Genomic DNA, 15,467 nt, shown 5'->3' on the forward strand with positions numbered 1-15,467 from the left:
CAGGACACCAGAATGTAAAATCACACGCACCCGCCCTTACGAGTGACAAGGCCCCGAGCCAGCGGCGTGCCGCTGGCCGCAGCCGAACGCCGCGTGGCTTTTTGGCGTTTTGCCCGTACTTTTCCCCCAATGCCCGACTCCACTGCTCCGTTTACACCTGCTCAGCTCACCCGCGACCATGTAGTGCGCGCCCTGCGCCAGATCGATCGGGACGACCAGCCGCTGCCGCCCAGCACGGTCTATGATTTGGTGTACAAGGGTCGGCGCTACCCACCCCGGCCGGTGTTGCAGCTGGCTTTTCGCCTGGCCAGCGGGCAGCCCGCTGCGACACTGCCGCTGCTGGCTGGCACGCCCACCAACACGCTGCTCGAACGCCTCGATTTTACCGTCGCCACCAAGCGGCCCACGCTGGCCAACTCGCCCCACGACGGCGACGTGGCCGCCCAGGATGCCATGCGGGAGCTGTACACCGGCCCCGCATCGGCAACTACGGCAACTGCGCCGGGCAAAGCGCGGGAAGCTGTTACTGCCCTCGCCGCCGAGCCTCTGTTGGCCTATACGCTTCCCCCACCTGTTCCCTACGACCGCGCCACGGCGCTGCGGGAGTTGTTTTTATCGGCTGAAAGCTTGGCCCAGGCGGAAGCGGCTCTGCAGCGGCGGCACAACCTGATTGTGCAGGGTCCGCCGGGTACCGGCAAAACGTTTCTGGCCCGGCGGCTGGCCTGGCTGGGCCTGGGCAGCACCGATGCAGCCCGAATTGAGCTGGTGCAGTTTCACCCCAGCTACAGTTACGAGGACTTTATTCAGGGTTTCCGGCCCGATGCCCAGGGCGTATTTCGCCTCACGGCCGGGGTGCTGCTCGACATCTGCCAGAAAGCTGCCGCCGAGCCGGATAAACCTTATTTCCTGCTCATCGACGAAATCAATCGGGGCAATGTGAGCCGGATTTTCGGGGAATTGCTGCTGCTCCTGGAAACCGATAAGCGCGGGCCGGGCCACGCCGTGCGCCTGCCCTACGCCCCGGCCGACGCGCCCCGGTTCTTCGTGCCCGAAAACCTCTTCGTTATCGGCACCATGAACACCGCCGACCGGTCACTGGCACCGCTGGACTATGCTTTGCGCCGCCGCTTTGCCTTCATCCGGATGACACCGGAATTTGGCCTGCCGCTGCAACAGCTGCTAGCGGCCCACGCGGTGCCCACACCGGTTATCAGCCGCCTTGTCGGCCGCCTCACCGAACTCAACCAGGCCATAGCCGACGACCCGGAGCTGGGGCCGGATTTCCAGCTTGGGCACAGCTATTTCTGCCAGCCGCCACCCAACCCGGCGGAATCAGCGGCTTGGCTGGCGGCTATTCTGGAGCAGGAAATAGTACCGCTGCTGGAGGAGTACTGGCTCGACCAGCCCGCCAAAGCGGCCGCCCACCGCCGGAAGCTGCTCGGTTCCTGACCCCGCGCTGGTATGATTCCGATTCAGAACCTGTACTACCTGCTATGCTACGCCTGGAACCGGCTGCCGGAGCGCGAGGAGCTGTTGGCGGTAGAAGCAGCGCCGTTTCACCGGCCGCTGGAGCTCCTTACGCAGGTGCTGCTCACCGGCACCCGCCGACTGCTGCGGCAGGGCCTGGGCCTACAGTATAGAGAGCAGGAAGCAGAGCTGCCCGAGCTGCGGGGCCGCCTGCTGCTGGCCCCCAGCCTCAGCCGCGACCTACTGCGGCGCGGCCGGGCCGTGTGCGCCTACGATGAGCTGGTGGCTGACACACCGTTTAACGGGTTGCTTCTCGGCACGTTAGAGCAGCTCAGCCGCACCCGTCAGGTGTCGGCACCGCTTCGGCAGCAGGTGCGGGCGGTGCGGCGGCGCTTCCCCGCGCAGGTAGTTGCCAGGGCCTGCACCGCGCACACGCTTCGGCACCTGTGGCGACTCCGCCCCCAGGGGCTGGAGGGTTTTTTACTTAATATCTGCAGCCTGATTCAGCACAGTGCCCTGCCCACGCCCGACGCGGCCGGCCGGGCCCGGTTCCGCGACTTTCGGCGCGACGAGCGGCTGATGGCCCAGCTGTTTGAAGCCTTCGTGCGCAACTTCTACCGCCACGAGCAGCGGCGGTTTCGGGTGCTGTCCGAAACCATTGCCTGGCAGGCCGCCGCCGAGCACTCCGCCGACTTAGCGCTACTGCCCGTGATGATAACCGACACCACGCTGGAAGCCCCCGACCGCAAAATTATTCTCGACACCAAATACTATACGGCCGCCCTGCGCCCACGCTACGACCAGCAGCGGTTGATTTCGCCCCACCTCTACCAGCTGTATGCCTACCTGCAAAACCAGCCCCGCGCGCCGCAGCAACAGCTGGAAGGCATTCTGCTGTATCCGGCGGCGCAGCACGAGCTGGCGGTGCGCTACACGCTGGGTGGCCACCCGGTGCGCGTAGTCACCCTCGATCTGAACCAGCCCTGGCCCGGCATAGCCGCCGATTTGTTGGCCCTGATTCATTACTAGCAGAAGTCGCCAGGTGGCTATGCTGGGGTCGCGCGCAAGGCATCATCCCCGCGCCGACGCGCCATTTCTCTCCGGTGTACTTGTCCTGCTTGCAGCCCTTGTAGCGAAGGTTGTGTCTGTGAGATTGGGTTTTCCCGCTTTTCTGCTTAAACTGCTCTCCACTCCTCCTATTTAAAAGATCTACCCTCTTGAAACGACGTGAATTTGTAGGGCTGACCAGCCTCGCCGCTGGCGCCCTGTTCCTGCCGAATTTTCCCGGCTTCGGCGGCACGCTGGTCGACCCGGCGCGCCTGTTGGAGCCGATGATGGACGCGGCCGTGAACAAACGCCTGGCCGATGCGGCCATGAACGCAGCCAAATCAGCCGGCGCCTCCTACGCCGACGTGCGCATCGGGCGCTACCTCAACCAGAGCATCTTCACCCGCGAAAAGCAGGTGCAGAACATTGCCAGCGGCGAGAGTTATGGCGCGGGCGTACGGGTGCTGGCCAATGGCACCTGGGGTTTTGCCGCCACCAACACCGTAACGGAAGCTGGCTTGGTTAAAGCTGCCCAAACGGCGGTACAGATTGCCAAGGCTAACTCGAAAGTGCAGAAGGAGCCAGTGAAACTGGCCCCGCAAAAAGGCTACGGCGACGTGACCTGGAAGACGCCTATTCAGCAAAACGCCTTCGAGGTGCCCATTGCCCAGAAAGTAGAGTTGCTGCTGGCCGCCAACGCCAAAGCCCTCGACAACGGCGCTAACTTCGTGAACTCGGCCCTGTTCCAGATCAACGAGCAGAAGTACTTCGCCTCCACCGACGGCTCCTACATCGACCAGGATATTCACCGCATCTGGCCCACGTTTGGCGTCACGGCCATCGACCGCGCCTCGGGCAAGTTCCGGACGCGTGAAGCCCTGAGTGCCCCCATGGGCCTCGGCTACGAGTACATGGTGCCCAAAGCCGCCGATAAGATTGCCGGGCCGGCGGGTACCGGTCTCATCGGCTACAAAAACAGCTACGACATTCTGGAAGACGCCGCGCTGGCCGCCAAACAGACCAAGGAAAAGCTTACCGCGAAATCAGTGACGCCGGGCAAGTACGACCTCGTGCTCGACCCCAACCACCTGGGCCTCACCATTCACGAATCGGTGGGCCACGCCACGGAGCTGGACCGCGTGCTGGGCTACGAAGCCAACTATGCCGGTACTTCCTTCGCTACGCTCGACTGGAAAAAGCAGAACAAGCCCTACGGCTCGAAGGTCGTGAACATCGTGGCCGACAAGCTGCAGCCCGGTTCGCTGGGTGCCGTGGGCTACGACGACGAGGGCGTAAAAACCAAAGAGTGGAACATTATTAAAGACGGCGTGCTGGTGGATTACCAGAAAACCCGCGACCAGGCGCACATCGTGGGCCAGAACGAATCGGATGGGTGCAGCTACTCGCAGTCGTGGCAGGACGTGCAGTTTCAGCGCATGGCCAACATCAGCCTGAAGCCCGGCACGCAGAAGATGAGCGTGGACGACATGATCAAGAACGTGGACAAAGGCATTTACATTGCCGGCCGCGGCTCGTTCTCCATCGACCAGCAGCGCTACAACTTCCAGTTTGGCGGCACGGTGTACTACGCCATTGAGAAAGGCAAGATTGCGGGCATGCTCGAAGACGTGGCCTACCAGGCCAATACGCAAGAGTTCTGGAACTCCTGCGCCGCCATCTGCGACGAGTCGGACTACCGCCTGTTCGGCTCTTTCTTCGACGGCAAGGGCCAGCCCAGCCAGGTTTCGGCCGTGAGCCACGGCTCAGCTCACACTCGTTTCAATGGCGTCAACGTCATCAACACCGCCCGCAAAGTCGGCTAACCGCACAACCCTACCAATGGCAATCCTTTCCAAAGACGACGCGAATACCATTCTTAAAAAGGTATTAAGCTTCAGCAAAGCCGACGAGTGCGAAGTAACGCTCAACGGCCAAAACGGCGGCAACATCCGCACGGCTCGCAACATGGTGAGCACCAGCGGCGCGGCCGACAACGTATCCTTGGCCGTGGAGTCGCGCTTCGGCAAACGCTCGGGCGTGGCCACCTGCAACGAGTTCGACGAGGCCACCTTGCGCCGCACCGTACAGCGGGCCGAGGAAATTGCGCGCCTCGCCCCCGAGAGCCCCGAGTACATGCCCTTCCTGGGTCCGCAGCAATACCTGACCTCGAACGCTTACGCTCAGAACACGGCCGGCATCACGCCCGACTTCCGCGCCAAGCAAGCCGGGGCCAGCATCGACCTCTGCGACAAGAGAAAACTATCGTCGGCCGCCTTTCTGCAGGACACCACGGGCTTCGTGGCCAAACGCAACTCCAAGGGCCTCGAGGCCTACCAGCAGTCCACCAACATGGACTTCTCGGTAACGGTGCGCACGCCCGACGGCACCGGCTCGGGCTACGCCACCACCGATTTCACCGACATCAGCAAGTTCGACGCGGCCAAGCTCACCCAGATTGCGGCCGACAAAGCCGCCGGTTCGGTGGCGGCCAAGGCCATTGAGCCGGGCAAGTACACCGTGATTCTGGAGCCAGCCGCGCTGGTATCGAACACCGACGCCTCGCTGCTGGGCGCGCTCATGCAGTCGTTCGACGCCCGCAACGCCGACGAAGGCCGCTCGTTTCTGAGCAAGAAGGGCGGCGGCAACCGCAAGGGCGAGAAGCTGTTCGACCCGCGCGTAACCATTTACTCCGACCCCACGCACGCCGAGGTGCCGGTGCCGGCATTTGCCGGCGACGGCCGCCCGCGCCAGAAGGTAACCTGGATTGAGAAGGGCGTGGTGAAAAATATGTACAGCTCGCGCTTCTGGGCCCAGAAATCGGGCATTGCCGACATTCCAAACCCTGGCGCGTTCATCATGGAGGGCGGCACCCAGTCGACGCAGGACATGATCAAGAGCACGGCTAAAGGCATTCTGGTGACGCGCCTGTGGTACATCCGCCCCGTCGATCCGCAAACGCTGCTTTACACCGGCCTGACGCGCGACGGGACGTTCTACATCGAGAACGGCAAGATCAAGCACCCGATCAAGAACTTCCGTTTCAACGAGTCGCCCATCATCATGCTCAACAACCTCGAAGCCATTGGCCGGCCCCAGCGCCTGGGCGGTAACCTGGTGCCGCCGCTCAAGATTCGCGACTTCACCTTCACCAGCCTCTCCGACGCGGTATAAGCCGCTGTAGTCAGCCCGTCCGGTAACCCGGGCGGGCTTTCTATTACATGATTTACTGCGTTCTGGCCGTTCATCGATTCCTCGGTTTCGGCTGACCACTTCGCCCGCTGCGGCGCTTGCCCCAAGCCATAGCCCTCCCCTCATTTCAAAACCATTACCCTCTTGAAACGACGCGACTTTGTAGGGCTGACCGGCCTCGCCGCCGGTGCCCTGTTTCTGCCTTCTTTTCCCAGTTTCGGCGGCATGCCCGTTGATCCTTCGCGCCTGTTGGAGCCGGTGATGGACGCGGCCGTGAACAAACGCCTGGCCGACGCCGCGCTCAACGCGGCCAAATCGGCCGGCGCCTCCTACGCCGATGTGCGCATCGGCCGCTATTTGAACCAGAGCATTTTCACCCGCGAAAAGCAGGTGCAAAATATTGTCAGCAGCGAAAGTTTTGGGGTTGGTGTGCGCGTTATTGCCAACGGCACCTGGGGTTTTGCGGCCACCAACACCGTGACGGAAGCCGGTATTGCCAAGGCGGCGCAGCTGGCCGTGCAAATTGCCAAGGCGAACTCAAAAGTGCAGAAGGAGCCGGTGAAACTGGCCCCGCAAAAAGGCTACGGTGAGGTATCGTGGAAAGCCCCGATTCAGCAGAACGCTTTTGAGGTGCCCATTGCTCAAAAGGTTGATGTCCTGTTGGCCGCCAATGCCAAGGCCTTGGAAAATGGTGCTAATTTCGTGAACTCAGCCCTGTTTCAGGTAAACGAGCAGAAGTACTTCGCCTCCACCGACGGCTCCTACATCGACCAGGATATTCACCGCATCTGGCCCACGTTTGGCGTCACGGCCATCGACCGCACCTCGGGCAAGTTCCGGACGCGGCAGGCGCTGAGCGCGCCGATGGGCCTCGGCTACGAGTACCTCACGCCAAAAGCGGCCGACAAAGTAATGGGGCCCGCTGGTTCCGATGTGGTGGGCTACAAGAACAGCTACGACATTCTGGAAGACGCGGCCCGCGCTGCCAAGCAGGCCAAGGAAAAGCTTACCGCGAAATCAGTGACGCCGGGCAAGTACGACCTCGTGCTCGATCCGCACCACTTGGGCCTCACCATCCACGAATCGGTGGGCCATCCGCTGGAGCTGGACCGCGTGCTGGGCTACGAAGCCAACTTTGCCGGCACCTCCTTCGCTACCCTGGAGTGGAAAAAGCAAGGCAAACCCTACGGCTCGAAGGCCGTGAACATCGTGGCCGACAAGCTGCAGCCCGGTTCGCTGGGTGCCGTGGGCTACGACGACGAGGGCGTGAAAACCAAGCAGTGGGCGTTGATTAAAGACGGTATTCTGGTGGATTACGAGAAGATTCGCGACCAGGCACACATTGTGGGCCAGAACGAATCGGACGGCTGCTGCTATGCCCAGTCGTGGCAGGACGTGCAGTTTCAGCGCATGCCCAACGTGAGCTTGCAGCCGAGCAAGACCAAGATGTCGGTCGATGAGCTGATCAAGGACGTGGACAAAGGCATTTACATTGCCGGCAACGGCTCGTTCTCCATCGACCAGCAACGCTACAACTTTCAGTTTGGCGGGCAGGTGTTTTACGCCATCGAGAAAGGCAAGATTACGGGTATGCTCGAAGACGTGGCCTACCAGGCCAACACGCAGGAGTTCTGGAACTCCTGCGCCGCTACCTGCGACGAATCAGACTACCGTTTCGCGGGCTTCTTCAACGACGGCAAGGGCCAACCCTCGCAAAGCTCGGCCGTGAGCCACGGCTCAGCCACCACGCGCTTCAACGGCGTCAACGTCATCAACACCGCCCGCAAAGTCGGCTAGAACGGCAGGCGCCCCTCCTTATGGAAGGAGGGGATGCCGGGCCTTTCCCGCAATCCTTCCCTCCCGACTTCCCTCTCTTATATGGCACTTTTATCTCGCGACGAAGCCCAGGCCATTCTTACAAAGGTCTTGAGCTTCAGTAAGGCCGATGAATGCGAAGCGGCCCTGAACGGCCGTACCCGCGGCAACATCCGCTACGCCCGCAATGCCGTTAGCACCGCCGGCGGCTCCGACAACATTTCCCTCGTGGTGCAGTCACGCTTTGGCAAACGCTCGGGCGTGGCCACCTGCAACCAGTTCGACGACGAAACGCTGCGCCGCTGTGTGCAGCGGGCCGAAGAAATTGCGCGCCTGGCTCCCGAAGACCCCGAATACCTGCCGCTGCTGGGCCCGCAGCAGTATCTGTCGCCGACCACGTTTGCACCCGCCACGGCCGCTATTTCGCCCGATGTGCGGGCCCGCGTGGCCGCCGACAGCATTGCCCACTGCGAAGGCCGCAAGCTGAGCGCCGCCGGCTACCTCGAAGACGGCACCCGCTTCACGGCTATGCGCAACAGCAAGGGCCTGGAAGCTTTCCAGCAATCGACGACGCTCGACTTCTCGGTGACGGTACGCACACCCGACGGCACTGGCTCGGGCTACGCCGTGGCCGACTACACCGACGTGGCCCAGCTCGACGCCAAGGCCCTAACCAAAGTAGCTGCCGACAAAGCCGCCGGCTCCATTGGTGCCAAAGCCATTGAGCCGGGCAAGTACACCGTCATTCTGGAACCAGCCGCGCTGGTATCCGACGAGGGCATGTTCAACCGGCTCATGTATGCCCTCGACGCGCGCGAAGCCGACGAGGGCCGCTCGTTCCTGAGCAAGAAAGGCGGCGGCAACCAACTCGGCCAACGCCTGTTCGATGAGCGCGTTACCATCTACTCCGATCCGCTCAACGCCCAGGCACCCGGCGACGTGTTTGACGGCGACGGGCTGCCGGTGAAACGCATGGCCTGGATTGAGAAGGGCGTGGTGAAGAACATGTACTACTCGCGCTTCTGGGCCGAGAAGAACAAGAAAGCCGCTACGGCTTTCCCCAGCGGCTTCATCATGGAGGGCGGCACCCAATCGGTGCAGGACATGATTAAGAGTACGGCTAGAGGCATTCTGGTCACGCGCCTGTGGTACATCCGCGACGTGGACCCGCAAAGCCTACTGCTGACGGGCCTCACGCGCGACGGCACGTTCTACATCGAGAACGGCAAGATCAAGCACCCCATCAAGAACATGCGCTTCAACGAGTCGCCCATCATCATGCTCAACAATGTGGAGGCCATTGGCAAGCCGCAACGCCTGGGCGGTAACCTGGTGCCACCACTCAAGATTCGCGACTTCACCTTCACCAGCCTCTCCGACGCGGTGTAACAACACGCTGCGGTACCTCCAAACACCTTGCCTGGTCATGCCGGGCAAGGTGTTTTGGTTATGGAGCTGTTGTAACCCTCTTCCAAACTGGTTTTAAAGCGGTTTCGGGGTCAATGGCCAGTAGCGCGAACTTTGTAGTTCGCGTCGCCGCGCCGATAGAACGACTGCGAACGGCGCGGGGACGCGAACTACAAAGTTCGCGCTACTGCTACCTCGTACACTGAATCCAAAACCACTCTAACTTGCTAGCTGTTCAATCCTGCTGTCCGTGTAGAAAATGAGATTCACTATCCTTAGCAGTCTGCTACTAGCGCCCATCTGATGCTGGGCCCAGCAAGGCACCGCGCCGGCTCCCGATACTCTGCGGTGGCGCGATACCGGCCCCACCGCCCGGCATGGCCTTGCCGAGGTATACACCACCGATGGCCGCTTCGTGCTCGCTTATTTCCCCGTCGACTGCATCGGTTTTCAGGAAACAATCGGCTACTTCCGCAGCAATCCGGAAGTGCGGCCCTTTCCCAAAATGCAGTATATCAAAGTGGATAAGCTACGGAGCGCCACCATTCGGGGGCATTATCACGAAAACATGCGCGAGTCGGGGCGGGCGGATGTGCTGGCGTTGCGGGCCCTGGAGGGTCCGGTACAGCTGTTTGTGATGAGCGGCACGGCAGCCGATAACGTACCTTTGCTGACCATGGTGCCCGTGCTGAGCCTGGTGGCCGGGGCGGCCGTTTTGGGTGGCTCTGCCATCGAGCGCAACCTGTGGTTTGTGCGCCGCGCTCCTGGTCCATTGATGCCCGTGTCTCGGTCGGCTTTCCGCACCCAAATGAGCGGCTTCACAGCCGATTGCCCCGCTCTTAGCGGCCCTATTGCGGCTGGTGCCGAGGGCTACCGATACGGTGATATGGTTCGTATAGTGCAGCGCTACAATAATTTTATAACGAGCAAAGCGCAGCCCGAAACCGCCAAATAACGCGCGCTATGTGTTGCGGCCGGGCCTGAGACACGGTGGAGCAGGAGCATCGTGCCGGCCGCGCCGGCGCGGCGTTGTCTACCTCCGATTTACTGACTTCACTGCTCCGGCGGAGGCAATGTGCGTTTGGAAATCTGTTGGTGAGGCGGCGGGCAGTAAATTAAAATGGAAGCGCTGCAACCATTGACGCCATGCCGAAGCTCCTTACTACACCCCGGTTGGCTAGCATCGTTTTTCGAAAACGCGGAGGAGTCAGGTCGGCCATTTAGTCATTGTTTAAGCCACTTTACCTTCCTTTATTATGCGTCTGAACCGTACTCCTGCTCGTCACCTTATGGCCAGCGTGAGCTTGCTGGCCACACTCGGCCTGGCTGGCTGCTCCGAAAAAGAAGCTGTTGTACCAGCGGAGACCTGCGACACGGCTGCCACCGTGCGCCTATGCCCCGCCAAAACCGGTATTTGTCTCACCGAGCACACGACGCTGGAGTTGGCCGATGGCACGCGGCTGCGCCCCAACGGTGCAACCTGGGAGGCGTATGAGCCCATGCAGTTTGAGGGCCAGGTAATCACTATTGGGTATATCCGAGGCGCAACAATTACCAAAGATGGCGGCCCAGGCGACGCTCACGCCACCATTACCTGCCTGCAGGACGTCAGACAGTGGTGCGGCACGCCCGACCTGAACAACCGCAAACGCGGCACGCTATTCCAAAAACCTTCTTTTTAATAGGCGCTAAGAAAAAGCCCCGTACTCCTGTCGGAGTACGGGGCTTTTTCTTAGCGCCTGTTTATGTTGTTAAAAACGGTCATGCTTGCTCTGGCGTCCGCGCAGTCGAAGCATCTCTACTGCTTCGTTGGGTGTTGTTGAACAAATAGAAAAAAACCTCCGACCCGACCGCATAACCGTGCACTTTACCCAGTTAGCTTGCTGAATGGCAATAATTTACCTGGCACGCAGATAAAACTATAGTCTTAATGTTCGTTTTCGCTGACAGATTTTGATAGCAAGGTAGCCGCAGGCTTAGTAGTGCCGCTGTAGGTTGTCGGCAACCAATGGCTGGAACTGCGGCCGCTGACTGGCGCAGTGCGCTCAGTTGGTTTCGGGCAGCTGAAAGCTGAGGTAGGCCTGAAACACACGGTTGTAGAGCTTCTGGTCATTAACGCCCGTTACACTTTTCACGTCGTTGATGTCGTTGAGGCCGGCATTGAACCGGGCACCCAGGGCAAAACCCAGCGGCAGCTTCAGGCCGGCTCCTACGCACGCGCCCAGGTCCAGCTGCTTGTAGTCGGGGGCCGAGTCACGGCTGGTGGGCCCGTACACCACGGTGCTGCCGTCCTGCGAGAGTACCATCACGCCGTCGTCCTGGGCCTTTATCAGCAGCCCCGCCTGCGGACCCGCTTCCACATACACCGGTCCGAGCGTGAGCTTGAGCAGCAGCGGTACGTTCACGTAGTGCAGCTTGGTGCGGTAGTTTTCCAGATCCGACTTGCGCTCGGTGCCTTGCAGGGAATACAGGACTTCGGGCTGCAGGGACAATACCGGGTCAATGAGCTTGATTTCGTAGAGCAGCCCGGCGTGGTACGACATCTGGTAGGTGGCATCGGTACCGACGGTGCCTTGCAGCACGGCCGCGTTGAGGCCGCCTTTCACACCCAGCTGGGCATGGACTGGCAGCCAAAACCAGACGCTGAAAAACAAGAAAGCAGCAAATCGTTTCATGACGGGGAAGACACAAGAGGTGAAGCACTGGCGGTAAGATGCCGAACGGCGGGCTTACCCCCACGTACGCAAACTTTTTCGGGAAAGCGGCGCGCCGGTGGGCACGGGCCACGCTAGCAACGGTGCGCGGGCTGCTACATTGCATGGCTTTCCGCGTACTTGCAAAGGTACTTACCGCAGGCCAAGCCACCTTGTTGCCGGGTTGTTGTCTTTGCCTCGTCTTTTCTGCTTGCTCCGCTTTTTTTTAGCTCCCATGCCCGTTCCATTCACCTTCGTGCGCCTCCAATACCGCTCCGGCGACTGGGACGGCGTGGACGAAAGAATGCCCGCCAACCTGCTGCACTCTCTGATTCAGTATACCACGGTGCCCGTTTCGCAGAAAGAAAAGGCCGTGGCGCTCGACAGCCCCGAGATTTTCAACTACCCGTTCTGCTACCTCTCCGGCCACCGGCTGGTGCAGTTTTCGGCCGCCGAAAAGAAGAATTTCACGCAGTATGTGCGCAACGGCGGCTTCGTATTTGTCGACGACTGCAACCACGATATCGACGGGCTGTTTGCCCGATCTTTTGAGGAGCAGATGCGCCAGTGCTTCGGGGCCGGGGCGCTGAAGAAAATCCCAAAAAACCATGCTATCTACTCGCAGTTTTTCAAGTTTCCGGAAGGCCCGCCGCCCACGTCTTTCGAGCTCAATGGCTGGGGCGATGACCTGGTGCACGACTACCTGAAGGGCATAGAAGTGAACGGTAAGCTGGGCGTGCTGTATTCCAACAAAGATTACGGCTGCGAGTGGGACTACGATTTTCGCAACAAGCGCTTCCTGGCCGAAGACAACACCAAGTTTGGGGTCAATATTCTGCTGTACGCCCTCACGGCGTAGCGCGGTCAGAACTGGTAGCCGAGGCCGATGCGGGCGTCGGGCCCAATACCAATTCGATGGCGCGGCACCCCGCTCCCGGTGTAATAGCCATACGGATCATCTACGTGGTCGGCGCCCAGGCGGGCCCGGTAGAGCACGCCGCCGGCAAAATCCAGCACGAAGCGCGGGGCCTGGTTCCGGTTGAGCGCCACCTGCCACCCCAGCAGCGCCCCAAGCCCGATTCGCTGAACCCGCACGATGGAGGGCGTGCTGCCAAAATAGCCGTCGGTAGTACGCATGGCCCGATAGTTCAGCACGGGTGAAACGTAGAGCCCCGCCAGGGAGCCGACGGTTTTGCGGGCGGGCAGCAGGTAGTAGCGCGCCATCAGGCTCGCGCCGCTGCGCCGGTCGGTTGGGTCGCCGCCGTTCACCAGCAGCTCGGTGCCCACGCTCCAGCGCCCCCGCAGGTGCCGCTCGTACGACACGAGCACCGGAAAAACGAAGCCGTGGTCGGCAAATAAGTTGTAAGCCATATTGTAGCCCAAAGGCGACAGCAGGTCGAGCCGCACGATGTTGTTGCCGGGGCTTGAGCGGCGGCCGGGAGCAGCGGGCTCCGGGCTTTGTCCGTATATGTTTGTCGATATCGTACCACACAGCAGGGCTGCCACCAGCCACCGGGGCACTGCGTGGGCCTTCGGTGCCCGCAGCTGAAAAGCATAGTTCAGGACAAACAACATCGCACGTAAGGGGTAAGTAGTAGGGTAAATGTAGGAGCCGGCGGCCGCTGCCCCAACCCAGAAACCAGTACGATCAGACTTTTAATCTCCGGCGGCAAGCGGTACTATTCGGCGGCAGGAAGCAGCTATTCCCGAAAAAATCAGACTTTACCCCAGATTTTTCTCCCGGCTTCATTTCTTTTCTCCTTGACTGAATCTACCGTTCACGCGCTGCTGGCCAAGCTGCCCCCGCTCCGCGAAGAAATTGGCAAAATTATCGTGGGCCAACAGCAGGTGCTCGACGAGGTATTGGTGGCGCTGCTGGCTGGCGGCCACGCCCTGCTGGAGGGCGTACCGGGCCTGGCCAAAACGCTGCTCGTACGTACTCTGGCCGCCGCCACCGACCTGCCCTTCCGCCGCATCCAGTTCACCCCCGACCTGATGCCGACCGATATTCTGGGCACCGAAGTGCTGGAGGAAGACCACGGCACCGGTCACCGCTCGTTCAAGTTCAACCAGGGGCCGATTTTTGCCAGCCTCGTGCTGGCCGATGAAATCAACCGGACGCCGCCCAAAACCCAGGCCGCGCTGCTCGAAGCCATGCAGGAAGGCCACGTGACCTATGCCGGCCAGGAACACGCGCTGCCCAAGCCGTTCTTTCTACTGGCCACTCAAAACCCGATTGAGCAAAGCGGCACTTATCCGCTGCCGGAAGCCCAGCTCGACCGTTTTCTGCTGTACATCCGCATTGGCTACCCCACCGAGCAGGAAGAGTTGGCCGTGCTGAGCGGCACCACTGGCACCGCCCGGGCCGAGGTGAAGCCCGTGCTGGGCGGCGAAGACATCCGCCAACTGCAGCAACTGGTGCGCCAGGTAAGCCTGAGCCCCGAGCTGCTGGATTTCGTGAACCGGCTGGTGCGGGCCACGCGGCCGGCCACGTCGCCGGTGAAGTTTATTCAGGAATACGGCCGCTGGGGAGCCGGGCCGCGCGCCGGGCAAGCCCTGATTTTGTGTGCCAAAGCTCGGGCGCTGCTGCAAGGCCGCTTTGCCGCCACCCTGGACGATATCCGGACGCTGGCTCCGCCCGTGCTGCGCCACCGCGTGCTGCTGAATTTCAACGCCGAGGCCGAAAACATCACTCCCGACGATGCCGTGGCAGAATTGCTGAAGGCGGTGCCGGTATAGAAATGAGCTGTCAACGCTCAGCCTTCTCTCTACAGACTAGGCGGTATCTGAAGCTTGTCCTGCTTCAACTGCGCGGACGCCAGATGAGCAGGACGGAGATGCTGTTGTATCAGTTTTCAACTACACGCTGAGTTCTCACTTTTGAATTCTCAATTTTAACATGCTTTCCCCCGAACTCCTGCATGCGCTCCACAACCTGCCGCTGGCGGCCAAACAGGCAGCCGAAGGCTTTCTGGCCGGGCAGCACCTGAGCCGGCGGCGGGGCCCGGGCATGGAGTTCAGTCAGTACCGCCCCTACCAGCCCGGCGACGACCTGCGCCGCCTCGACTGGCGCCTGGCCGCCCGCTCCGACCGCTACTACATCCGCGAGTCGGAGGTCGATACCAGCCTCACGGTGCATTTACTGCTCGATGCCAGTGCCAGCATGAACCACCGCGACGACAACGGCCTGACCAAGCTCGAGTATGGTCGGCTGCTGCTGGCGGCGCTGGCCTACCTGGCCCAGCAGCAGGGCGATGCAGTGTCGTTGAGCATTCTGCACCCGCAAGGCTTGGTGCATCTGCCGGCCCGCGCCGACTCGCGCCAGTTGCCCCGGCTGTATCAGGCGCTGCAAAACACGGCCGGCACGGGGCGCTTTCCCGAAGCCGGGCAGCTAGCCCCGCTGCTGGCGCGGCGGCAACGCGCCCTCACAGTCTGCGTGAGCGACTTATATGAGGAAGAAAGCGAGATAAGCACTCTGCTGACGCGCTTGCGGGCCGTGGCGGGCGAAGTGCTGCTATTGCATCTGATGGCCGACAACGAGCTGCGCTTCAGCTACCGGGGTTCTCTCACGTTCGAAGATCTGGAATCGGGCCAGACTGTGCAGCTCAATGCCGAGCAGGAGCGCGCCAGCTACCAGCAGCAGTTGCAGGAATGGCTGCGCACCACCGCCCAGGCAGCCCGCCGTCAGGGCTTCGACTACCACCAGCTGAATATCCTGGAGCCGCTGGATGGGGCGCTGCGCGAATTTTTGCGCCGCCGCCAAGCCACCTCTTTCTAGTGGCCGGTGTCTTTGCGGCAGCTTCCCGCCCGCGCCGCCCGTATCTTTCCTTTTCGTTTTAACTCTTCTCC

The 15,467-nt window shown here is 61.3% G+C and carries 13 protein-coding genes; 11 read left to right on the forward strand and 2 right to left on the reverse strand.

Translation table 11 applies throughout. The features are described from left to right. The first annotated feature begins 129 nt into the window (after positions 1 to 129). The 8 genes from E5J99_RS21120 (at position 130) to E5J99_RS02910 (ending at position 10,607) form a co-directional block, all read left to right on the forward strand. Positions 130 to 1,449: an AAA family ATPase gene (locus E5J99_RS21120; RefSeq protein ID WP_167851951.1), complete on the forward strand. Its 1,320-nt coding sequence runs from the start codon at positions 130 to 132 to the stop codon at positions 1,447 to 1,449. Positions 1,450 to 1,461: 12 nt separating this feature from the next. Further along, complete coding sequence (locus E5J99_RS02880; RefSeq protein WP_135496209.1) at positions 1,462 to 2,496, forward strand: 5-methylcytosine restriction system specificity protein McrC; 1,035 nt, start codon at positions 1,462 to 1,464, stop codon at positions 2,494 to 2,496. A 188-nt stretch (positions 2,497 to 2,684) separates the two neighbouring features. Continuing rightward, on the forward strand, positions 2,685 to 4,337 hold the full coding sequence (locus E5J99_RS02885; RefSeq protein ID WP_135496210.1) for a TldD/PmbA family protein: 1,653 nt from the start codon (positions 2,685 to 2,687) through the stop codon (positions 4,335 to 4,337). Between the two features lie 16 nt (positions 4,338 to 4,353). Continuing rightward, positions 4,354 to 5,685, forward strand: coding sequence for a TldD/PmbA family protein (locus E5J99_RS02890; RefSeq protein ID WP_135496211.1), 1,332 nt, complete (start codon positions 4,354 to 4,356; stop codon positions 5,683 to 5,685). Positions 5,686 to 5,847: 162 nt separating this feature from the next. Beyond that, positions 5,848 to 7,500: a TldD/PmbA family protein gene (locus E5J99_RS02895; RefSeq protein WP_135496212.1), complete on the forward strand. Its 1,653-nt coding sequence runs from the start codon at positions 5,848 to 5,850 to the stop codon at positions 7,498 to 7,500. Between the two features lie 81 nt (positions 7,501 to 7,581). Next, positions 7,582 to 8,907 (forward strand): TldD/PmbA family protein, encoded by a 1,326-nt coding sequence (locus tag E5J99_RS02900; protein ID WP_135496213.1) that lies wholly within the window; start codon positions 7,582 to 7,584, stop codon positions 8,905 to 8,907. A 433-nt stretch (positions 8,908 to 9,340) separates the two neighbouring features. Next, on the forward strand, positions 9,341 to 9,880 hold the full coding sequence (locus E5J99_RS02905; RefSeq protein ID WP_135496214.1) for a hypothetical protein: 540 nt from the start codon (positions 9,341 to 9,343) through the stop codon (positions 9,878 to 9,880). Between the two features lie 301 nt (positions 9,881 to 10,181). Then, positions 10,182 to 10,607 (forward strand): hypothetical protein, encoded by a 426-nt coding sequence (locus E5J99_RS02910; RefSeq protein WP_135496215.1) that lies wholly within the window; start codon positions 10,182 to 10,184, stop codon positions 10,605 to 10,607. A 363-nt stretch (positions 10,608 to 10,970) separates the two neighbouring features. On the opposite strand, the gene E5J99_RS02915 is transcribed toward E5J99_RS02910, so the two are convergent. Further along, positions 10,971 to 11,600: a porin family protein gene (locus E5J99_RS02915; RefSeq protein WP_135496216.1), complete on the reverse strand. Its 630-nt coding sequence runs from the start codon at positions 11,598 to 11,600 to the stop codon at positions 10,971 to 10,973. Positions 11,601 to 11,853: 253 nt separating this feature from the next. On the opposite strand from E5J99_RS02915, the gene E5J99_RS02920 reads away from it, so the two are divergent. After that, complete coding sequence (locus E5J99_RS02920) at positions 11,854 to 12,477, forward strand: DUF4159 domain-containing protein (protein WP_135496217.1); 624 nt, start codon at positions 11,854 to 11,856, stop codon at positions 12,475 to 12,477. A gap of 5 nt (positions 12,478 to 12,482) precedes the next feature. Here the strand turns inward: E5J99_RS02920 and E5J99_RS02925 are convergent, their stop codons facing one another. Continuing rightward, positions 12,483 to 13,193 (reverse strand): hypothetical protein, encoded by a 711-nt coding sequence (locus E5J99_RS02925; protein ID WP_135496218.1) that lies wholly within the window; start codon positions 13,191 to 13,193, stop codon positions 12,483 to 12,485. A 186-nt stretch (positions 13,194 to 13,379) separates the two neighbouring features. On the opposite strand from E5J99_RS02925, the gene E5J99_RS02930 reads away from it, so the two are divergent. After that, on the forward strand, positions 13,380 to 14,357 hold the full coding sequence (locus E5J99_RS02930; protein WP_135496219.1) for an AAA family ATPase: 978 nt from the start codon (positions 13,380 to 13,382) through the stop codon (positions 14,355 to 14,357). 160 nt (positions 14,358 to 14,517) lie between these two features. Then, positions 14,518 to 15,396, forward strand: coding sequence for a DUF58 domain-containing protein (locus E5J99_RS02935; RefSeq protein ID WP_135496220.1), 879 nt, complete (start codon positions 14,518 to 14,520; stop codon positions 15,394 to 15,396). Positions 15,397 to 15,467: the final 71 nt, after the last annotated feature.

Origin of the sequence: Hymenobacter elongatus, from assembly GCF_004745955.1 — a bacterium.
In the GTDB taxonomy this organism is placed as follows: domain Bacteria; phylum Bacteroidota; class Bacteroidia; order Cytophagales; family Hymenobacteraceae; genus Hymenobacter; species Hymenobacter elongatus.

Excerpts from the sequence above, each read along its gene's own strand:
- E5J99_RS21120 (WP_167851951.1), top strand. The coding sequence starts at position 130 with ATGCCCGACTCCACTGCTCCGTTTACACCTGCTCAGCTCACCCGCGAC.
- E5J99_RS02880 (WP_135496209.1), top strand. The coding sequence starts at position 1,462 with ATGATTCCGATTCAGAACCTGTACTACCTGCTATGCTACGCCTGGAAC.
- E5J99_RS02890 (WP_135496211.1), top strand. The coding sequence starts at position 4,354 with ATGGCAATCCTTTCCAAAGACGACGCGAATACCATTCTTAAAAAGGTA.
- E5J99_RS02900 (WP_135496213.1), top strand. The coding sequence starts at position 7,582 with ATGGCACTTTTATCTCGCGACGAAGCCCAGGCCATTCTTACAAAGGTC.
- E5J99_RS02910 (WP_135496215.1), top strand. The coding sequence starts at position 10,182 with ATGCGTCTGAACCGTACTCCTGCTCGTCACCTTATGGCCAGCGTGAGC.
- E5J99_RS02915 (WP_135496216.1), bottom strand. The coding sequence starts at position 11,600 with ATGAAACGATTTGCTGCTTTCTTGTTTTTCAGCGTCTGGTTTTGGCTG.
- E5J99_RS02920 (WP_135496217.1), top strand. The coding sequence starts at position 11,854 with ATGCCCGTTCCATTCACCTTCGTGCGCCTCCAATACCGCTCCGGCGAC.
- E5J99_RS02925 (WP_135496218.1), bottom strand. The coding sequence starts at position 13,193 with ATGTTGTTTGTCCTGAACTATGCTTTTCAGCTGCGGGCACCGAAGGCC.
- E5J99_RS02935 (WP_135496220.1), top strand. The coding sequence starts at position 14,518 with ATGCTTTCCCCCGAACTCCTGCATGCGCTCCACAACCTGCCGCTGGCG.